Origin of the sequence: Stutzerimonas stutzeri (assembly GCF_024448715.1) — a bacterium.
Lineage (GTDB): Bacteria > Pseudomonadota > Gammaproteobacteria > Pseudomonadales > Pseudomonadaceae > Stutzerimonas > Stutzerimonas stutzeri_AR.
In genome coordinates this window covers 51,282-68,965 of record NZ_JAMOHZ010000004.1, presented here as the reverse complement: position 1 = coordinate 68,965, position 17,684 = coordinate 51,282, and the positions used below count along the sequence as shown (strand labels likewise).

The window sequence follows — 17,684 nt, the reverse complement described above, 5'->3', positions numbered from 1 at the left end:
CTCCTTGGTCAAGCGCGGGGCAGGTCGAGCCCGCCCGTGGTATTCGAATGGGTTCGTGGCGTCGCGTGCGGCTGAGCCATGGCATGAGGCCGGTGCGCCACGTAGAGGTGATGGTTGACCAACACGCAGACCAGCAGCAGCAGCGCGCCACCGGCGTTATGGGCAACGGCCACTGCCAGTGGCAGATTGAGCAGTACGTTGCTGATACCCAGCCCGATTTGCAGCACCAGCGCCCCCAACAACAGCCCGGCCAGACGCGTCAGGCCATGGCGCCAGAGCTGCCAGGCGAGTGCCAGCAGCACCAACGCCACGCTCAACGCGCCAAGACGGTGGGTAACGTGGATGGCGGTGCGCGCCTCGCCGTAAAGCATGCCGCCAAGGTAATTCGGGCCGATGTCATGCTGGGCCAGATTAAAGGCATTAGCGAAATCCATCTGCGGCCACCATTCGCCGTGGCATGTAGGGAAATCAGTGCACGCGACGGCCGCATAGTTGCTGCTGACCCAGCCGCCAAGTGTGATCTGGCCGATCACCAACAACAGCGCACCGGCGGCCAGCGCGCGCAGCCTGGCCGGCATCACGGGCACGTCGATGCGCATGCCCGACAACCGCAGGCTCAGCAGAAACAACAAGCTCAAGGTGGTGAAGCCGCCAAGCAGGTGTGCAGTAACCACTTGTGGCCAGAGCTGCAGGGTGACCGTCCACATACCGAACGCGGCCTGGGCGATTACGACCGCCAGTAGCAACAGGGGGAGCTTTAACGGCTGGCCCGGCTGCGCGCGCCGCTGCACCGCTTGTACGGCAAGCCCGAGAATCACCAGTCCCAGCGCGCCTGCGAAGTAACGGTGCACCATCTCGTTCCAGCCCTTATGCACCTCCAACGGCGCTTCGGGAAAACGCAGCGCGGCGAGGCTCTGCTTGTGCTCGCTCATTGGCACGCTAAGGAAGCCATAGCAGCCGGGCCAATCAGGGCAGCCGAGCCCGGCATGGGTCAGCCGCGTATAGGCACCGAGCAGGACCACCACAACGGCCAAAAGCGTGGCGGCGAGAGCGAGACGGTATCCGGGTTTTGCCATCTTGTTCTCCTTGGGCAGCCTGATTGGGACTACAGCGAGGCGGCCTAGTGCCTTGGTTCAGCCGATTTGGGAGATTTTCAACAAGTGCCTCAGATCGTCGAGGATGGCCTTGCCGTTGGCTTTCGCGTCGTAGCGCAGGACCAGATTGCCGTGCGGATCGACGATCCACAGCTGCGCGCCGCCGGGCGCCTCGGGGTGATGGGCATATACCGCTGGGTCCAGGGAATAGCGCTGCAGTTGCGGGTATTCACGCTGAAGACGCTGATCGTAATCTGCGGTCAGCGCCTGCCCGCTGGCGAGCGCATGGCTGGCGCGTCCGGCTTCACGCGCCAGGCCGATGTTGATCTGCCGCGCCAGATAGACAAGTTGCTGGCAATCCTCGGCGCAGCCTTCCGGCGCCGTAACCAGCAGTTCCCAGCGAGGCTCGGCCACTGCCGGCACGGTCACGCCGAGCGCATCGCGGCCCTGGCCGGTTGCGACCAGAGCGCCATCGTAGGTTCGGGTTTCCGGCACCCAGAAATTGAAACGGTACATCGCCGAGGCCAGCAGCATGGGGCCGACCACCACGGCCAGGATCAGCAGCAGCTGGAGCCGCCCGCGACGCCGTTGGGCAGGATAGATCGTCGGATTCATTGCATTCACTGCTTTCTCCCCCGTGCCTGATGCACGCCGAAGTAAATGAACAACGCCAGCAACGCTGCCGCCAGCGCAAACCACTGCACGGCGTAACCCAGATGCTGCTGCGGACGCATACTGGTGATCGGCCAGTCGGCGCGGTAGGCCGTCGGGCCCGGCTCTAGCCGTAACTCGTAGGCGACACCGTCGCGGCCGAGCAACTGCCAAAGCGCCTCGACATCGACGTGATTGATCAACCGTGGCCAACCCTCCGCCATTCGGCTGTTGAGAATGAAGGGCTTTCCGCTGGGTGCGTAGGTCCAGGCAGCCAGCTTCAGCGGGCGATCCGGCGTGTCGAATTTCGGTGGGATTCGCCGATCCGGCCAGGGTATCCAGCCACGATTCACCAGGACCCAGCGACCGCTGGGCTGATCCTGAAAGGGTTGCAATAGCTCGACGCCGACCTGTCCGTCGCGCGTGCGGCTGTCCAGCAGAAAGCTGTGCTCGGAATCGAAGCTGCCCTGCAAATAGATTCGACTGTAGGCGGGATCGGCAAGCTGTTCGATCTGCTCGGGCCCCACGGGCGCTGCCTGTTGGCGAGCCTCCTGGCGCGCCAGCATGTCGCGCTTCTGCTCCCCGCGCTCCAGCTGCCAAAAGCCCAGCCAGACCAGCACCGGTAGCAAGGTCAGCACCACCAACGTTGGCACCAGACCGGGTTTGAAGCCGTTCATGCCATGCCCTGCGGCGTATCGATCCGGCTGGCTATACTGCACCCCCACTTCCCCCAGTTCACCTGTCACGGCGGACCCGCTCATGCTCAAGGCGGCGATTGTTCTGTTATTAGTAGCCACGCTGGTCAGTCTGTTCAGTGGTTTGTTCTTTCTGGTCAAGGACGAAGGTCGTTCGTCTCGTATGGTCACTGCACTATTCGTTCGCGTCTCGCTTTCGGCCCTGACGATTGCGCTGATCGCCTGGGGTTTCTATACCGGCCAGTTGCAGCCGGGGTTCGGTTAAGACACATCGGTAAAACCATGATGGGTTTCTTCCCATCGTACGATCCCTGTCCACTGTTGCGACCATCGGCGCTTTTGCGCGAATAGCCGCCAGCCCCGATCCCGGTGCTACAGCACATAAACGAAGATGAACAGGCCGATCCACACCACATCGACAAAATGCCAGTACCACGTCGCGGCCTCGAAACCGAAGTGCTGCTCCGGCGTGAAGTGGCCGCGAAAACTACGCACCAGCATCACCGTCAGAATAATTGCGCCCATCGTCACGTGAGCGCCGTGAAAGCCTGTGAGCATGAAGAAGGTTGCGCCGTAGATGCCCGAGCCAAGCGTCAGCCCGAGCTCGGTATAAGCGTGCACATACTCCTCAGCTTGCAGGGCTAGAAACGAGGCGCCGAGGAGCACGGTCAAACCCAGTCCGAGCTTGAGGTGCTTGCGATTCCCCTTGCGCAGTGCGTGATGCGCCCAGGTCACGGTAAAGCTGGAGCTGACCAGCAAGAGGGTGTTGATCAACGGCAATCCCCAAGGACTGATGGTGCCTTCAGGCGCTGGATAGAGCTGGGGATCCGGGTTGTTCAGCAGCGGCCAGGTGTATTCGAAATTGGGCCAGAGCATGTTGCTGACGCCTTTGTCGCCACCGCCACCGAGCCAGGGGCCCGCCCAATAGCGGACGTAGAAAAGAACGCCGAAAAAGGCAAGAAAGAACATCACCTCAGAGAAGATGAACCAGCTCATGCCCCAGCGGAACGAGCGATCCATCTGCGCGCTGTAGAGCCCGGCACGGCCCTCGCGCACTACCGAGCCGAACCAGCCGAACATCATGTAGGCGATCAGCAACGCGCCGATGAAGAAGATCAGCGGGCCATTGGATTCTGCGCGCTCGGCCTTGAGGTCGTTGAACCAGGTGCCGAGACCATAAACAGTGACCAATAGCGCGATCGTGGCGATGATCGGCCATTTGCTCTGGGCTGGAACGTAGTAATTCTCGTGCGTGGTGGTCTGTTGGCTCATTGCAGACTCTCCTTCGCCGCCACCGCGGACGCCTGATCAACGACGGCGACAGGGGGTTGGCGAGACGTGATGTCGAACAGGGTGTAGGCGAGCGTCAGGTGACGCACGTCGGCGGGCAGATCACGATCGACGATGAAGCGCACCGGCATCTCGATGCGTTCACCGGGTTGCAGCACTTGTTGGGTAAAGCAGAAGCACTCGGTTTTGTGAAAAAAAGCGGCCGCCTTGGATGGCGACACACTGGGCACCGCCTGCGCCGTCATCGGCTTGTCGGTGGGGTTGTAGGCAACGAAGCGCATTTCCCGGCTGGAACCGGGATTCACGCTGATCTGATCGGCCACTGGCTTGAATTCCCAGACCATTCCCGCGGCATTGGTGGCAAGGAACTGCACCCGCACTTGGCGAGCCTCGTCCACCGTCTGCGTACCCTCGTAGGCGCCAGCGGTCTTGCCGTTAATGCCGAATGCCTTGCACATCACGTCGTAGATCGGCACCAGAGCGAAGCCGAAAGTGAACATTGCTACGACGACGAGCAGCAGACGGCGCACCAAGCGGGCGGTGGGCAGGGAATCGCTCATCGCATCTTCCTCGCATTGGGCCGTTTACCGAGCAAAACAGGCTTCGGCTTGGCACTCTTGCACTGGTGGGCTGAAGCCCACCCTACTCGGCTCGAAGTATGAATCTTTTGTAGGGTGGGCTTCAGCCCACCAGTGCAGCCAGTGGCCAACTCTCGAGCAGCCGCAGCGCACGCCATTGAAGCCACCATTCGTCCAGCTTCCAGCCTGCAGCCTTCAACGGCCCTAACGCTACTCATGCTTGGGCCCCGTGCGGTGCTCGTGCAGTTCCTCCACGCTCGGCGGCACGCTGAAGGTATGGTAGGGCGCGGGCGATGGCACGCTCCACTCCAGTCCCTCGGCACCGTCCCAGGGTTTGGCCGCAGCAGCCGGGCCGCCGCGGATGCACTTGATGACGATGAACAAGAACAAGAGCTGAGTGGTACCGAACATGAAGGCGCCGATGCTCGAGACCATGTTGAAGTTGGCGAACATCATGTTGTAGTCGGGGATCCGTCGCGGCATGCCGGCCAGCCCGACGAAGTGCATCGGGAAGAACGCCAGGTTCATGCCGATGAAACTCATCCAGAAATGCAGCTTGGCCAACGTCTCGTCGTACATATGCCCGGTCCACTTGGGCAGCCAGTAGTAGGCCGAGGCGAAGATGCCGAAGATCGCACCGGGCACCAGCACATAGTGGAAGTGCGCCACCACGAAATAGGTGTCGTGGTACTGGAAGTCCGCCGGGGCGATGGCCAGCATCAACCCGGAGAAGCCGCCGATGCTGAACAGGATGACGAAGGCCACGGCGAACAGCATCGGCGTCTCGAAGGTCAACGAGCCACGCCACATGGTCGAGACCCAGTTGAACACCTTCACCCCGGTCGGCACTGCAATCAGCATGGTCGCGTACATGAAGAACAGCTCGCCGGTCAGCGGGATGCCGACGGTGAACATGTGGTGCGACCAGACGATGAACGAGAGGAAGGCGATAGCGCCGGTGGCGTAGACCATCGAGGTGTAGCCAAACAGCGGCTTGCGCGAGAACGCCGGAATGATCGAGCTGACGGCGCCGAACGCCGGCAGGATCATGATGTACACCTCGGGATGGCCGAAGAACCAGAACACGTGCTGGAACAGCACCGGGTCGCCACCGCCCGCCGCACTGAAGAAACTGGTGCCGAAATGGATGTCCATCAGCATCATCGTTACCACACCGGCCAGCACTGGCATCACTGCGATCAGCAGGAAGGCGGTAATCAGCCAGGTCCAGACGAACAGCGGCATCTTCATCAACGTCATGCCCGGCGCGCGCAGGTTGAGGATGGTGGCGACCACGTTGATCGCGCCCATGATCGAGCTGATGCCCATCAGGTGGATGGCGAAGATGAAAAAGGTCACCGACTCAGGCGCATACGTGGTCGACAACGGCGCATAGAAAGTCCAGCCGAAGTTGGGCCCGCCACCCTCCATGAACAAGGTGCTAACCAGCAGGGTGAAAGCTGCCGGTAGCAGCCAGAAGCTGAAGTTGTTCATCCGCGGCAAGGCCATGTCCGGCGCGCCGATCATCAGCGGAATCATCCAGTTGGCCAGGCCGACGAAGGCTGGCATCACCGCGCCGAAGACCATTATCAGGCCATGCATCGTGGTCATCTGGTTGAAGAATTCCGGCTGCACGATTTGCAGGCCCGGCTGGAACAATTCGGCGCGGATGACCATGGCCATCGAACCGCCCAGCAAGAAGGCGCAGAAGCTGAACCATAGGTACATCGAACCGATGTCCTTGTGGTTGGTCGTCAGCACCCAGCGCATGAGGCCCTTGGCTGGGCCGTGGTGATGGTCATGCCCGACATGACCATGATCGTCGATCACTGCACTCATCGCCTGATCCTCTTACTGGGTGGCTTCTTCGGCCTGTTTGAAGACGAGCACGTCTTTCGGCGTGACCATGTCGCCCTTGTCGTTGCCCCACGCGTTACGTTCGTAGGTCACCACGGCAGCGAGGTCGACCTCCGACAGCTGAGGCCCGAAGGCTGGCATCGCGGTACCCGGCGAACCTTTGACGACGATACTCAGGTGGTTTTCCGCCTCGCCAGTGGCGATAGGCGAGCCTTTAAGCGCCGGGAACATCGGCGGCAGGCCTTCACCGGTCGGCTGGTGGCAGGACGCGCAGTTGGTCTGGTAAACCGTCTCGCCGCGGGCGACCAGCTCTTCGAGCGTCCATTCCTTGCTGGTCAGCTCGGCGAGTTTGGCCGCCTCGGCCTTCTTCTCGCCCAACCAGGCGGCGTAGTCTTCCTGCGACTTCACATCCACGACCACCGGCATGAAGCCGTGGTCCTTGCCGCACAGTTCGGTGCACTGGCCGCGGTAGATGCCGGGCTCGTCGATGCGGGTCCAGGATTCGTTGATGAAGCCGGGGATCGCGTCCTTTTTCACTGCCAGGTCTGGCACCCACCAGGAATGAATGACGTCCGCCGAGGTGATCAGGAAGCGCACCTTGGCGCCGACCGGAATCACCAGCGGTTGATCTACCTCAAGCAGGTAGTGCTCACCCTTGGGCGCAAGATTGTTGATCTGGTCGCGCGGCGTGGTGAGGTTGCTGAAGAATTCGACATCCTCGCCCAGGTATTTGTAGTGCCACTTCCACTGATAGCCGGTGACCTGGATATCGACGTCCGATTCGGACGCGTCGTAGATGTGGATCAGCGTACGGGTCGCTGGCACTGCCATGCCGACGAGGATCAGCAGCGGAATAATGGTCCAGAGCACCTCGACCTTGGTGTTCTCGTGGAAGTGCGCCGACTCCAGCCGCTTGGAGCGGCGGTGAGCGAACATCGACCAGAACATCACCGCGAACACCAGCACGCCGATGATCACGCAGATCCAGAAGATGGTCATGTGCAGATCGAAAACGGAGCGACTGACTTCTGTGGCACCGGAGCGCATATTCACGTCCCAGGCCGCCTGGGCCTGACTGAATAGCGACCACAGCCCAATCCCCATCCAGACTCGTGGATGTCGCGACATTGCGGGTTCCCCTTATGGTTCTTGTTATCCCGCCGACTGCTTCGGTCCGGTCGGGAACGAGCAACACCCTCGCATCAACGACCTGATCAGGCTCCGATCTGGCTCCCCCCAATTCCTGGTTGCCAGGCTTCGCTTTGCATGGACAGTCGGATTCAATCGGTACGCTTACGATCGGAGTATAGACAGCGATCCCGGACTGGCAATTTCGTCAGATTCTCCATCGGGTTCAGGCACTGGCTTCGGCTTCTGCGGGGTGATCGTTCTTCTTCACACCGCGAATATTCATTGCTGCCAGACACACCTGCAGCGTAATCAGCGCCCACGCCTCGGCGTGCCAACCCCAAATCACCCAGAGCAGGTTGCTCAGCAGAAAGCACCAGAAGCCCACCGTACGTCGGCCCGGCTTCAGCGAGCCGATCAGCCACGCCGCTAGAACCGTGACCACCATTGCCGGCCATTGCAGCAGGTCGATCCAATCCACATTGCCTCCGAGAATGCGTATGCGCGCCGGGCCATACCGGCACAGAGATTGGTGCTCGGCGCGCTGCGTATAGTTCCGGCGAGCCGCCTTGTGTTTCCTGTGTCCTTAGCGCTGTAGGTGGGCTTTAGCCCACCGAAGGTGTTTCGCTACCGAGAGGCGATATCCTCCGGCATGGGCCTGGAGACGTTCTGCTCTGGCGTATTGACTGGCTCGGCGCCAAGTTTCGGTGGGCTGAAGCGGAGCGCCGCCCGGCCCACCCTAGGAATGCCTGGCAGGCGGGCGCGATGAATGTGCGGGGTCCCCACCCATTCGCCGCGGCAGTTTCAGAGCAGATTCATCTGCTGTCCCGGCGGGGCGAAACGGCTGCAGTCGAGGCCGTAGTTTTGATCGCGGCGGTTGTAGCCCAGCCGCTTGCAGGCTAGCTGGAAGCGCTGGGCGAGCAGCTGCGCGAACTGCCCTTCGCCGCGCATGCGACTGCCGAAGCGGCTGTCGTAGTCCTTACCGCCACGCGATTGCCGCACCAGGCTCATGACATGGGCGGCACGCTGCGGGAAGTGCTCCTGCAGCCATTCATCGAACAGCGTTGCGACTTCATGGGGCAGCCGCAGCAGCACATAGCCGGCCGAGCGCGCGCCGGCGTCCCGTGCGGCTTCGAGCATGCGCTCCAGCTCCATATCGTTGATCATCGGAATCATCGGTGCGCACATCACGCTGACCGGCACGCCCGCTTCGTGCAGGGCGCGCAATACCCGCAGCCGCGCCGAGGGCGATGCCGCGCGTGGCTCCATGACGCGTTTGAGCTCGTCGTCCAACGTGGTCAGGCTGACCGAGACACTGACCAGCCGCTGTTCGGCCAGCGGCACAAGCAGATCAAGATCGCGCAACACCAGCGAGCCCTTAGTGATGATGTGCACCGGGTGCTTGAAGCGCAGCAGGATCTCCAGCGCTTGGCGTGTCAGTCGCTGCTCGCGCTCCAGCGGTTGATAGGCATCGGTGTTAACGCCGAGGGCGATGGGTTGCGGCACGTAGCCGGGCTTGCTCAGCTCCTGCTCCAAGCGCTCGGCAAGGTTGGTCTTGGCGATCAGCCGCGTCTCGAAATCGATCCCCGGCGACATATCCCAATACGCATGACTGGGCCGCGCGAAGCAGTAGATACAGCCGTGTTCACAGCCGCGATAGGGATTTACCGAACGATCGAAACCTACATCCGGCGACTGGTTGCGGGTGAGCACGCTCTTCGCTGTCTCGAAACGCACCTCGGTGGCGCGGGTCGGCGGTACGTCCTGCTCCCAGCCGTCGTCATACGCCTCGCTGCGGGTAGGGGCGAAACGATTGTCAGGATTGATCGCGGTGCCGCGGCCGCGCGGCGTGCTTTTCGGCGGCAACATGGGAGACTCCAAAAGCTGTATATAGATACAGTATCAGACCCGAGCGATTCATCGCCAACCCCGCCATGCCCGCCCGTCGCCGTGCCGCCCCGCAACCCATACAAATCAAAGCCGCGTAGGGTGGATCACGCTCCATCGATCCACCGCACAGGGATGTCGCTTCAGCTTGGTGCGCGACGCACCTGCACCGTCGTGTAGCCATCGCCGTGGTCGCCGCTCAGCTGGATAACGCCGCGCTGCGCCAGTTCGTGTGCGCGCCAGTAGAGAAATAGGTCGGTGGGAAAGAACCCATCGCAATGGCCCATGACTTCGGCCATGGCACGGGCCAAGGGCATCTCGGCGTGGCTGCACGCGTCCGTCAGTTCGCGGTCGATTCGCTGATGATCTTCGCCGACGGACCGCCCATCGATCCAGCGCCGTATCGCTGCGTTTTCCGCCATGGCGGCGCGCCACTGGCTGGCGAGGCCGGCGATCCTGACTGGCTCGACATCACGTGGCTGGTTCAGCGCTGCAAGATCGTCCAGCGGGCGCATGGACACCGCCATTCGCATGCCGACCCGGCTGTCACCGGTGCCACAAACAATTTCATAGAAGGGCAGCGAGGAGCCTTCCAACGCCGCCGCCACGCGGGCCAGCATCAGCTGTTCGGAGGCACTGTCGCCGTGCCAGACGCTCACCGAACGTGACTGGCTGCTTAGTCTCGCCAGCCACTCGGCATCGTCGACAATCCCGGAGAAATCTGGGCGAGGCTCCAATCCGACAGGCCAGACGCCTTCCCAGAACGCCACGCGCTCCGCACAAGGTGGGGATTCGATATCGACAAGCGGCCCGACGGCGAGGTCATCACGCAGGACACGGATCTCGTCGCCCTCGTCCAGTAATTGCCGGACGCTGTCAGCCGCGAGGTCGCCACAGGTGAGATGCCACATGGCGGATCTCCCGTCGATCAGTCGGGTTTTTTCTTCAGCTTCGGATTAGGGAAGAACTGCACGGCCTGCACCTGCGGGTCGGCGGGTTTCGGCTTGGCCTGGTTGACCCGCGTGCCCAGCTCAGAGGGCACCGATTGGCCCTGCGCATTGAGGGTATCGGCGTAGCCGCACTCGACGCACTCGCGATGCGGAACGCCATCGACATCCCACATCTTGATGCTGTCGGTGGCGCTGCACGCCGGGCACACCGCACCGGCGATGAAGCGTTTGGTGGTCGTTACCTTCGCATCGCCGCTCATGCCACTTCCTCGGTCAGGCCGAGGTGACGCAGCAGCGCGTCGGTAGACGGCTCGCGGCCTCGGAAATCGACGAACAACACCATCGGCTCCTGCGAACCGCCACGGGCGAGAATCGCCTCGCGGAAGGCGCGACCGGTTTCGGCGTTGAACACGCCTTCTTCCTCGAAACGCGAGAAGGCGTCGGACGACAGCACCTCGGCCCACTTGTAGCTGTAATACCCGGCCGCGTACCCGCCAGAAAAAATGTGCGCAAAGCTGTTGGGGAAGCGGTTGCTGGCTGGCGGACGCATCACCGAGACCTCGTCGCGAATGCTTTCCAGCACTTCGAGCACGCTGCGACCGTCGCCGTGGGTGGCGTGCAGTTCGAAGTCGAACAGCGAAAATTCCAGCTGACGCACCATCATCAGCCCGGACTGGAAATTCTTTGCTGCCAGCATCTGGTCCAGCTTGTCCTGCGGCAGGCGCTCCCCGGTCTGGTAATGGCCGGAAATGAGCGCCAGACCTTCCGGCTCCCAGCACCAGTTCTCCATGAACTGGCTGGGCAGCTCCACTGCATCCCAGGCGACGCCATTGATGCCCGAAGCACCGGCGTGCTCGACGCGAGTCAGTAGGTGATGCAGTCCGTGGCCGAACTCATGGAACAGTGTGGTCACTTCGTCATGGGTCAGCAGCGCCGGGCGCTCGCCCACCGGCGGGGTGAAATTGCAGACCAGGTTGGCTACTGGCGTCTGCAGGGTGCCCAGACAGGTGCGACGCTTGTCGCGAGCCCCATCCATCCAGGCGCCACCGCGCTTGTTAGAGCGGGCGTAGAGGTCGAAGAAAAAACGCCCGACGTGCTCGCCCTTCTCGCGAATCTCGAACAGGCGAACGTCCGGGTGCCAGCTGTCGAAGCCTTCCAGCTCGTGGATTTCAATCCCGTACAGGCGCTGGACGATGGCGAAAAGGCCGGACAGCACCTTGTCGATGGGGAAGTATTCGCGCAGCTCTTCCTGGTTCAGGCTGTAGCGTTGCTGGCGCAGCTTCTCGCCGAAGTAATTGACATCCCAGCTCTGCAGATCGGTAACGCCCTGTACTGCGGCGAAGGCGCGCAGCTCCTTGAGGTCGCGCTCGGCGAACGGCTTGCTGCGCTTGCCCAGGTCCCGTAGGAAACCCAGCACTTGATCCGTGCTCTCGGCCATCTTGGTGGCCAACGACAGCTCGGCGTAGTTGCCGAAGCCCAGCAGCTTGGCCAGTTCCTGACGCAGGTCGAGAATTTCTTCCATCACCGGACCGTTGTCGAACTGACCGGCATTCGGACCTTGATCGGAGGCCCGGGTGGAATAGGCGACGTAGACTTCTTCGCGCAGCGCGCGGTCATCGGCGTAAGTCATCACCGCGTAATAGCTGGGGAATTCCAGGCTGATCAGCCAACCGTCGAGCTCCTTGGCTTTTGCAGCTTCGGCCATCTGCGCCTTCGCCGAGTCGGTGATGCCGGCCAGCAGACTCTCGTCAGTGACGTGCTTGGTCCACGCCTGTGTTGCATCGAGCAGTTGATTGGAAAACTTACTGCCCAGCTCGGCGAGCTTCATGCGGATCGCGCCGAAACGCTGCTGCTCGGCTGGCGGCAGATCAATCCCAGAAAGGCGGAAGTCGCGCAGCGTGTGTTCGATGATGGTGTTCTGCGCCACATCGAAGCCGTCGGCTTCTGGGCTCAGCGATAAGGCCTGGTAGGCAGCGAACAGATCGGCGTTCTGCCCGAGTTCGGTGGCGTACGCTGAAAGCTTGGGCAGGCAGGCCTCGTAGGCGGCCCGCAATTCGGGATTGTTACGCACGGCATTGAGGTGGCTGACCGGGCTCCAGGCGCGGCTGAGACGCTCGTTCAGCTCGTCCAGGCCGACCACCAGATTGGACCAGTCGAGGCTTTCAGCCGGGCGGCTGAGCAATTCCTGCAAAGCGACGCGGTTGTCGCCGAGGATGATGTCTACCGCCGGCTCGACATGCTCCGGGCGAATCTCCGAATAGGGCGGCAGGTCGAAATCCCGAAGCAGCGGGTTGGTATCGGTCACGGCAGTTGCCCCTTTTGAATGGTTAATCAGCAACGCATGTTAAAGACAAATGCCCGACCGCGCAGCCTGGAAACGAGGCGATAGAACCGCTCTATCCCAACGAAACGGCGCAGCTTGCGGGCATCCGTACCGGCTATTGGACAGCCGCCTGCTCGGGCAATTCGGGGCGTCGCGCATAGCGCTGAGCAAGTACCGTGCAGACCATCAGCTGTATCTGATGAAAGATCATCAGCGGCAGGATGATCATTCCCACAGCGTTGGTGGCGAACAGAACCTGCGCCATGGGCACGCCGGTGGCGAGGCTCTTCTTCGAACCCGCGAAAATGATGGTGATGCGGTCCTCCAGGTCGAAGCCCAGCCGCTTAGCGAGAAATTGCGTCAGCCACAGCACGATCGCCAGCAATAGGCAGCAGGCCAGCACCAGCCCCAGCAGATTCCCAAGCGGCACCAGCTGCCAAAGGCCTTCGACCACCGCGCCACTGAAGGCCACGTAGATCACCAGCAGAATCGAGCCCTGATCGACGGTTTTCAGCCAGCCCTTGTTACGCGTCACCCAGGCACCGATCCAACGCCGCGCGATCTGTCCGGCAACGAAGGGCACCAGCAACTGCAGGACAATCTTGCCGATGGAGTCCAATGTCGAGCCGGCCTCGCCCTCGACGCCCATCAGAAGCAACACCAGCAATGGCGTGAGGAAGATACCGATCAGGCTGGAGGCGGCCGCACTGCAGATCGCAGCCGGAATGTTGCCACGCGCCAGCGAGGTAAAGGCGATGGCCGATTGCACGGTAGCGGGCAGCGCACAGAGATAGAGCATGCCCAAATACAGCTCATCGCCCACCAGCGGCGTCAACACCGGTTTTAGCGCCAGCCCCAGCAGCGGAAACATGACGAAGGTGCAGGCAAATACCAGCAGATGCAGACGCCAGTGGCCAGCGCCCGCCAAGATCGCCTCACGCGACAGCTTGGCGCCGTGCATGAAGAACAACAAGGCAATCGCCAGCGTGGTCAGCCAGTCGAAGAACACCGCGCCCCGGCCTTCGCACGGGAACACCGTAGCGATCGCCATGACCGCGAGCAGGGCGAGGGTGAAGTTATCGAACAGTATGCGGAGCTTGGACATCTCGAATCCTTGGTCTTGCGAGCAATGAGGATCGACCTTAACGTGGGCGCTATCTTCCGGCTAACGCCAAGCAGGCACTAAATGTCGCCAACCGGACAAAACATCGCATTGATCACCCGCCTCGGCGAGCTCAAGCAGCTGCCACGACCGGTGTACGGCCAACTGGATTCGCCGCCCAACCTCAAGCTTGGCTACCGTCACAGTCACCCTTGGGTGCAGCTGTCTCATGCGGTGGAAGGCGTGCTCGAGGTGCGCACCGACAGGGGTCGATTCATCGCGCCGCCACTGCGGGCAGTGTGGATTCCCGCTGGAATTACCCATCAAGTGTTCTGCGCGCCGGATACCTGCATTCGCAGCCTGTACATCGATCGTAGCGTAGCCGGCGATGCGTCCGAGCATTGCCGGGTCCTGCAGGTCAGCCCGCTGCTGCGCGAACTGATCCGCCACTTCAGCACTCTGCCCGAAGCTTACGCCGAAGAGGGCGCAGATGGACGACTGGTGCAGGTATTGCTGGACCAACTGGACAGCGCGCCGGAAGTCGAATTGGTACTGCCGCTGCCGGCCGAACCGCGCCTGCACCGACTGTGTAAGAGCCTGCAAGCACGGCCCGATTCACAGGAGGGCCTGGCCGACTGGAGCCAGACCCTGGGCGTGTCCGAGCGCACCCTGAGCCGGCTGTTCCTGCGCGAAACCGGACTGACCTTCCGGGCTTGGCGTCAACGCATGCGTCTGCTCAGCGCGTTGCCAGCGCTGGAGCGCGGCGAGCGGGTGACCGACGTGGCGCTGGGCTGCGGTTATGAATCTCTGTCGGCCTTCATCGCCGCGTTCCGCGAGCAATTCGGGGCGACGCCTGGCGAGTTCTTCCGCCCCGGCGTTCAGGGCGCGGATAGCCGTGCCAGTTGACGCGATCAATCAATCTTTTCGCCGGAAGCTTCCACGCTTACCGGCCCATCAGGAGACAAGCATGAACATCAGATCCCATCAGGGCCTTACACCGAAACTCGGCGAGCGCGTCTTTGTCGATCCCAGTGCCGTGCTCATCGGCGATATCGAGATTGGCGAAGACAGCTCCGTCTGGCCGCTAACCGTGATCCGCGGCGATATGCACCGCATTCGTATCGGCGCACGCAGCAGCATTCAGGACGGTAGCGTGCTGCATATCACCCACGCCGGCCCGTTCAACCCGGACGGGTTTCCGCTGATCATCGGCGATGAGGTTACGGTCGGCCACAAGGTGACCCTGCACGGCTGTACCCTGGGCAGCCGCATCTTGGTCGGCATGGGCTCGATTGTCATGGACGGCGCCGTGGTCGAAGACGAAGTGATCATCGGTGCTGGCAGCCTGGTGCCACCGGGCAAGACGCTGCAAAGCGGCTACCTCTACGTCGGCAGCCCGGCCAAACAGGCCCGTCCGTTGACGGACAAGGAGCGCAGCTTCTTCAGCTATACCGCGGGCAACTACGTGAAGCTGAAGAATCAACATTTGGCCGAAGGCCTTGGCTGATGAGCCGGCGATGCGCGGCCAAAACGCTCGCACCCGCGCAGAACCGGGGCGCAAAAGATCTGCGCCCGGATTGACCATCAGAGAAACATCCCGCCGGACGCCTCGATGCGCTGACCGTTGATCCAACGCCCGCCCTCGCCAAGCAGCGCGGCGACGGCAAGGCCGATGTCGTCCGCCTGGCCGACCCGTCCCAGCGCCGTGCTGCCGGCTACGAAGGCGTTGAGATCGGCGTTGTCGCGCACCGCACCACCGCCGAAGTCGGTCTCAATAGCCCCGGGGGCCAGCACGTTAGCGCTGATGCCGCGCGCACCGAGTTCACGCGCCTGGTAGCGGGTCAGCACTTCGATGCCGCCTTTCATCGCCGCGTAAGCCGCGTAGCCAGGCAGTGAGAAACGTGCGAGTCCGCTAGAGACGTTGAGAATGCGTCCGCCGTCGGCGATCAGCGGCAGCAAGGTCTGGGTCAAGAAGAACGGGCCTTTGAGGTGCAGATTCATCAGCAGGTCGAACTGCGCCTCGCTGGTTTCGGCAAAGCTGGCGTGCTGGCCGATACCGGCGTTGTTGACCAGAAAATCGAAGTCCTGCCGGCCGAAGCGCTCCGGCAGCGCTGCACGTAGCCGGTCGGCGAACCCGGCGAAGCTAACGCTATCGCCCACATCTAGTTGCAGCATCAGGGCCCGCGCGCCAAGGCGTTCGATCTCTTCGGCGACCGCCTGCGCCTCGGCGGCCTTGCTGTGATAAGTGCCGATGATGTCGACGCCCTCGACGGCCAGGTGCAGGGCGGAGCTGCGGCCGAGCCCACGGCTGGCCCCGGTGATCAATGCGATTTTGCCTTTCATGGTGATTCTCCTGAACGGTTTGGTTGGAGTCCCGGACACTCTATTGGCCTTTCATAGCCGGATAAATCATCGAGCAATGGATACACTGTTCGGGACTTCCGATTAATGGGGACAGCTCAATGAACCTGCTCGACCTGTTGCGCACCTTCGTCCGCGTCTATGAATTGGCTAGTTTTACTAGTGCCGCCGACCATCTTGGCCTGCCCCGCTCGACCGTCTCCGAGCAGATCCGCGCGTTGGAACAACGGCTCGGTGCGCGCCTGCTGCAACGCACCACGCGCAGGGTTCAGCCCACCCAAGACGGCCTGCTGCTATACGAGCGCTGCCGCGAAATGCTCGATCAGGCGGAAGAGGTCGAAGGGCTATTCCGCGACGGCAGTACGCTCTCTGGACGCTTGCGCATCGATCTGCCGGTCGCGCTCGCACGCAATTTGGTAATGCCGCGACTGGCCGAATTTCTCGATCGGCACCCGAACCTTGAGGTAGAAGTCAGTTCAACCGATCGTCGAGTGGATCTGGTGCGCGAGGGGTTCGACTGCGTGCTGCGCATCGGCGAAGTAACCGACACGGGGCTAGTGGCGCGGCGGCTCGGCAGCTATCCGCTGGTCAACTGCGCCAGCCCTGCCTACCTGAAGGCTCACGGCACGCCCAAAACACTCGGTGACCTGTCCCGCCATCAGTTGATCCATTACGTGCCGGTGCTAGGTGCCCGTTCGGCCGGCTTCGAGTACCAAGAGAACGGCAAGGCGATGTGCCTGCCCATGCAAGGTCGGGTAACGGTGAACAACAGTGACGGCTACAAGCAGGCCTGCCTTGGCGGTTTCGGCCTGATTCAAGTGCCGCTCGCCGGTGTGCGTGAAGCACTCGACCGGGGCGACCTGCAGCTGGTATTGCCCGACCATGTGCCGGCGCCGATGAGCGCATCGTTGCTCTATGCCCATCGGCGCAACCTGCCGCGGCGGGTTCGAGCATTCATGGACTGGCTGGGCGGCTTGATCGAGCAGGACATCGCCGCAGCGCAAGCGCTCGCGCAGCGTCTGCAAGCTACGGCGCGCTGACGCGACTCGCCACCTAGGCGCGCATTGCCCGGACGCCGAGGAGTGGGGACAATTGGCGGCCATCCAGCTGCCGGCCCTCCTCCATGCATCAGTCCACGATCCTCTTCGACCTTGACGGCACCCTCACCGACCCGCGCGAAGGCATCACCCGGTCGATCCAGTATGCGCTGGCCAGGCTCGATATCGACGAACCGGACCTGAGCAAGCTCGAACCCTTCATTGGCCCGCCTTTGTTGCAGGCGTTCATGCAGTTTTACGGCTTCGACGAGGCTCGGGCGTGGGAAGCGGTGGAGCATTACCGTGACCGCTTCAAGGCCACCGGCATTTACGAGAACCTGCTGTTCGACGGTGTGTTGGACATGCTCGAACACTTGCGCGGACAGGGCCGCACGCTCTACGTGGCGACGTCCAAACCCTCGGTATTCGCTCGCGAGATCGCTCGGCATTTCGCTTTCGATCATCACTTCAAGGTCATCTACGGCAGTGAGCTGGACGGCACACGCACCAACAAGGTCGAGCTGATCGCTCATTTGCTGAAAGAAGAGAAGCTGGAGGCGGGCCACACGCTGATGATCGGTGATCGCAAGCACGACCTGATCGGCGCCAGGGAAAACGGTTTGCAGGCCGCCGCGGTGGGTTATGGCTTTGGCAGCCACGCCGAGTTGATGGCCGAGTCGCCAGCCTATTACTACGCCACGCTGCAGGAGTTGCGCACGGCGTTCGCCTAA

At 62.2% G+C, this 17,684-nt stretch carries 19 protein-coding genes; 5 read left to right on the top strand and 14 right to left on the bottom strand.

Features of this window, described 5'->3' with window-relative positions; genetic code table 11:
• Positions 1-8: 8 nt before the first annotated feature.
• Genes NAV33_RS09880 through NAV33_RS09870 form a run of 3 tightly spaced genes read right to left on the bottom strand, consistent with a single transcriptional unit; the run spans position 9 to position 2,422 of the window.
• The gene (locus NAV33_RS09880; RefSeq protein WP_255979474.1) at positions 9-1,076 is read right to left on the bottom strand and encodes a COX15/CtaA family protein; all 1,068 of its coding nucleotides are present in this window, start codon (positions 1,074-1,076) and stop codon (positions 9-11) included.
• 57 nt (positions 1,077-1,133) lie between these two features.
• Positions 1,134-1,709, bottom strand: a complete 576-nt coding sequence (locus tag NAV33_RS09875; RefSeq protein ID WP_255979472.1) for a hypothetical protein — start codon at positions 1,707-1,709, stop codon at positions 1,134-1,136.
• A gap of 5 nt (positions 1,710-1,714) precedes the next feature.
• Entirely contained in the window at positions 1,715-2,422 is a 708-nt protein-coding gene (locus tag NAV33_RS09870) for an SURF1 family protein (protein WP_255979470.1), read from the bottom strand.
• Positions 2,423-2,504: 82 nt separating this feature from the next.
• On the opposite strand from NAV33_RS09870, the gene NAV33_RS09865 reads away from it, so the two are divergent.
• The gene (locus tag NAV33_RS09865) at positions 2,505-2,705 is read left to right on the top strand and encodes a twin transmembrane helix small protein (protein WP_255979468.1); all 201 of its coding nucleotides are present in this window, start codon (positions 2,505-2,507) and stop codon (positions 2,703-2,705) included.
• 107 nt (positions 2,706-2,812) lie between these two features.
• Here NAV33_RS09865 and NAV33_RS09860 read toward each other — a convergent pair whose 3' ends face one another.
• From NAV33_RS09860 to NAV33_RS09815, 10 genes are all read right to left on the bottom strand, one after another.
• On the bottom strand, positions 2,813-3,712 hold the full coding sequence (locus NAV33_RS09860; RefSeq protein WP_255979466.1) for a cytochrome c oxidase subunit 3: 900 nt from the start codon (positions 3,710-3,712) through the stop codon (positions 2,813-2,815).
• Entirely contained in the window at positions 3,709-4,290 is a 582-nt protein-coding gene (locus NAV33_RS09855) for a cytochrome c oxidase assembly protein (protein ID WP_255979464.1), read from the bottom strand. The genes NAV33_RS09860 and NAV33_RS09855 overlap by 4 nt, the downstream gene beginning before the upstream one ends.
• A gap of 228 nt (positions 4,291-4,518) precedes the next feature.
• The gene (gene ctaD, locus NAV33_RS09850) at positions 4,519-6,147 is read right to left on the bottom strand and encodes a cytochrome c oxidase subunit I (RefSeq protein WP_255979462.1); all 1,629 of its coding nucleotides are present in this window, start codon (positions 6,145-6,147) and stop codon (positions 4,519-4,521) included.
• A 12-nt stretch (positions 6,148-6,159) separates the two neighbouring features.
• Positions 6,160-7,293, bottom strand: a complete 1,134-nt coding sequence (gene coxB, locus NAV33_RS09845) for a cytochrome c oxidase subunit II (protein WP_255979460.1) — start codon at positions 7,291-7,293, stop codon at positions 6,160-6,162.
• 226 nt (positions 7,294-7,519) lie between these two features.
• Positions 7,520-7,774, bottom strand: a complete 255-nt coding sequence (locus tag NAV33_RS09840) for a hypothetical protein (protein ID WP_255979459.1) — start codon at positions 7,772-7,774, stop codon at positions 7,520-7,522.
• Positions 7,775-8,097: 323 nt separating this feature from the next.
• The gene (locus tag NAV33_RS09835) at positions 8,098-9,162 is read right to left on the bottom strand and encodes a PA0069 family radical SAM protein (RefSeq protein WP_255979457.1); all 1,065 of its coding nucleotides are present in this window, start codon (positions 9,160-9,162) and stop codon (positions 8,098-8,100) included.
• Positions 9,163-9,323: 161 nt separating this feature from the next.
• A complete protein-coding gene (locus NAV33_RS09830; RefSeq protein ID WP_255979455.1) occupies positions 9,324-10,091 on the bottom strand; it encodes a DUF1835 domain-containing protein in 768 nt (255 codons plus the stop codon).
• A gap of 17 nt (positions 10,092-10,108) precedes the next feature.
• Entirely contained in the window at positions 10,109-10,390 is a 282-nt protein-coding gene (locus NAV33_RS09825) for a YheV family putative zinc ribbon protein (RefSeq protein WP_255979453.1), read from the bottom strand.
• Complete coding sequence (gene prlC, locus NAV33_RS09820; protein ID WP_255979451.1) at positions 10,387-12,435, bottom strand: oligopeptidase A; 2,049 nt, start codon at positions 12,433-12,435, stop codon at positions 10,387-10,389. The genes NAV33_RS09825 and prlC overlap by 4 nt, the downstream gene beginning before the upstream one ends.
• A gap of 133 nt (positions 12,436-12,568) precedes the next feature.
• Entirely contained in the window at positions 12,569-13,558 is a 990-nt protein-coding gene (locus tag NAV33_RS09815) for a bile acid:sodium symporter family protein (protein ID WP_255979449.1), read from the bottom strand.
• An 81-nt stretch (positions 13,559-13,639) separates the two neighbouring features.
• Here NAV33_RS09815 and NAV33_RS09810 point away from each other — a divergent pair, with 81 nt between their 5' ends.
• Complete coding sequence (locus NAV33_RS09810; protein ID WP_255979447.1) at positions 13,640-14,461, top strand: AraC family transcriptional regulator; 822 nt, start codon at positions 13,640-13,642, stop codon at positions 14,459-14,461.
• A gap of 61 nt (positions 14,462-14,522) precedes the next feature.
• On the top strand, positions 14,523-15,062 hold the full coding sequence (locus tag NAV33_RS09805; protein WP_255979445.1) for a gamma carbonic anhydrase family protein: 540 nt from the start codon (positions 14,523-14,525) through the stop codon (positions 15,060-15,062).
• Between the two features lie 77 nt (positions 15,063-15,139).
• On the opposite strand, the gene NAV33_RS09800 is transcribed toward NAV33_RS09805, so the two are convergent.
• Positions 15,140-15,898 (bottom strand): SDR family NAD(P)-dependent oxidoreductase, encoded by a 759-nt coding sequence (locus tag NAV33_RS09800; RefSeq protein ID WP_255979443.1) that lies wholly within the window; start codon positions 15,896-15,898, stop codon positions 15,140-15,142.
• 119 nt (positions 15,899-16,017) lie between these two features.
• Here NAV33_RS09800 and NAV33_RS09795 point away from each other — a divergent pair, with 119 nt between their 5' ends.
• Both NAV33_RS09795 and NAV33_RS09790 read left to right on the top strand, forming a co-directional pair.
• A complete protein-coding gene (locus NAV33_RS09795) occupies positions 16,018-16,956 on the top strand; it encodes a LysR family transcriptional regulator (RefSeq protein WP_255979441.1) in 939 nt (312 codons plus the stop codon).
• A gap of 83 nt (positions 16,957-17,039) precedes the next feature.
• Entirely contained in the window at positions 17,040-17,684 is a 645-nt protein-coding gene (locus tag NAV33_RS09790; protein ID WP_255979439.1) for an HAD family hydrolase, read from the top strand.

Coding starts and splice junctions, on each gene's coding strand:
- NAV33_RS09875 (WP_255979472.1), bottom strand. CDS start 1,709: ATGAATCCGACGATCTATCCTGCCCAACGGCGTCGCGGGCGGCTCCAG.
- NAV33_RS09870 (WP_255979470.1), bottom strand. CDS start 2,422: ATGAACGGCTTCAAACCCGGTCTGGTGCCAACGTTGGTGGTGCTGACC.
- NAV33_RS09830 (WP_255979455.1), bottom strand. CDS start 10,091: ATGTGGCATCTCACCTGTGGCGACCTCGCGGCTGACAGCGTCCGGCAA.
- NAV33_RS09810 (WP_255979447.1), top strand. CDS start 13,640: ATGTCGCCAACCGGACAAAACATCGCATTGATCACCCGCCTCGGCGAG.
- NAV33_RS09815 (WP_255979449.1), bottom strand. CDS start 13,558: ATGTCCAAGCTCCGCATACTGTTCGATAACTTCACCCTCGCCCTGCTC.
- ctaD (WP_255979462.1), bottom strand. CDS start 6,147: ATGAGTGCAGTGATCGACGATCATGGTCATGTCGGGCATGACCATCAC.
- NAV33_RS09800 (WP_255979443.1), bottom strand. CDS start 15,898: ATGAAAGGCAAAATCGCATTGATCACCGGGGCCAGCCGTGGGCTCGGC.
- NAV33_RS09855 (WP_255979464.1), bottom strand. CDS start 4,290: ATGAGCGATTCCCTGCCCACCGCCCGCTTGGTGCGCCGTCTGCTGCTC.
- NAV33_RS09865 (WP_255979468.1), top strand. CDS start 2,505: ATGCTCAAGGCGGCGATTGTTCTGTTATTAGTAGCCACGCTGGTCAGT.
- NAV33_RS09860 (WP_255979466.1), bottom strand. CDS start 3,712: ATGAGCCAACAGACCACCACGCACGAGAATTACTACGTTCCAGCCCAG.
- NAV33_RS09790 (WP_255979439.1), top strand. CDS start 17,040: ATGCATCAGTCCACGATCCTCTTCGACCTTGACGGCACCCTCACCGAC.
- NAV33_RS09825 (WP_255979453.1), bottom strand. CDS start 10,390: ATGAGCGGCGATGCGAAGGTAACGACCACCAAACGCTTCATCGCCGGT.
- NAV33_RS09880 (WP_255979474.1), bottom strand. CDS start 1,076: ATGGCAAAACCCGGATACCGTCTCGCTCTCGCCGCCACGCTTTTGGCC.
- coxB (WP_255979460.1), bottom strand. CDS start 7,293: ATGTCGCGACATCCACGAGTCTGGATGGGGATTGGGCTGTGGTCGCTA.
- NAV33_RS09835 (WP_255979457.1), bottom strand. CDS start 9,162: ATGTTGCCGCCGAAAAGCACGCCGCGCGGCCGCGGCACCGCGATCAAT.
- NAV33_RS09805 (WP_255979445.1), top strand. CDS start 14,523: ATGAACATCAGATCCCATCAGGGCCTTACACCGAAACTCGGCGAGCGC.
- NAV33_RS09795 (WP_255979441.1), top strand. CDS start 16,018: ATGAACCTGCTCGACCTGTTGCGCACCTTCGTCCGCGTCTATGAATTG.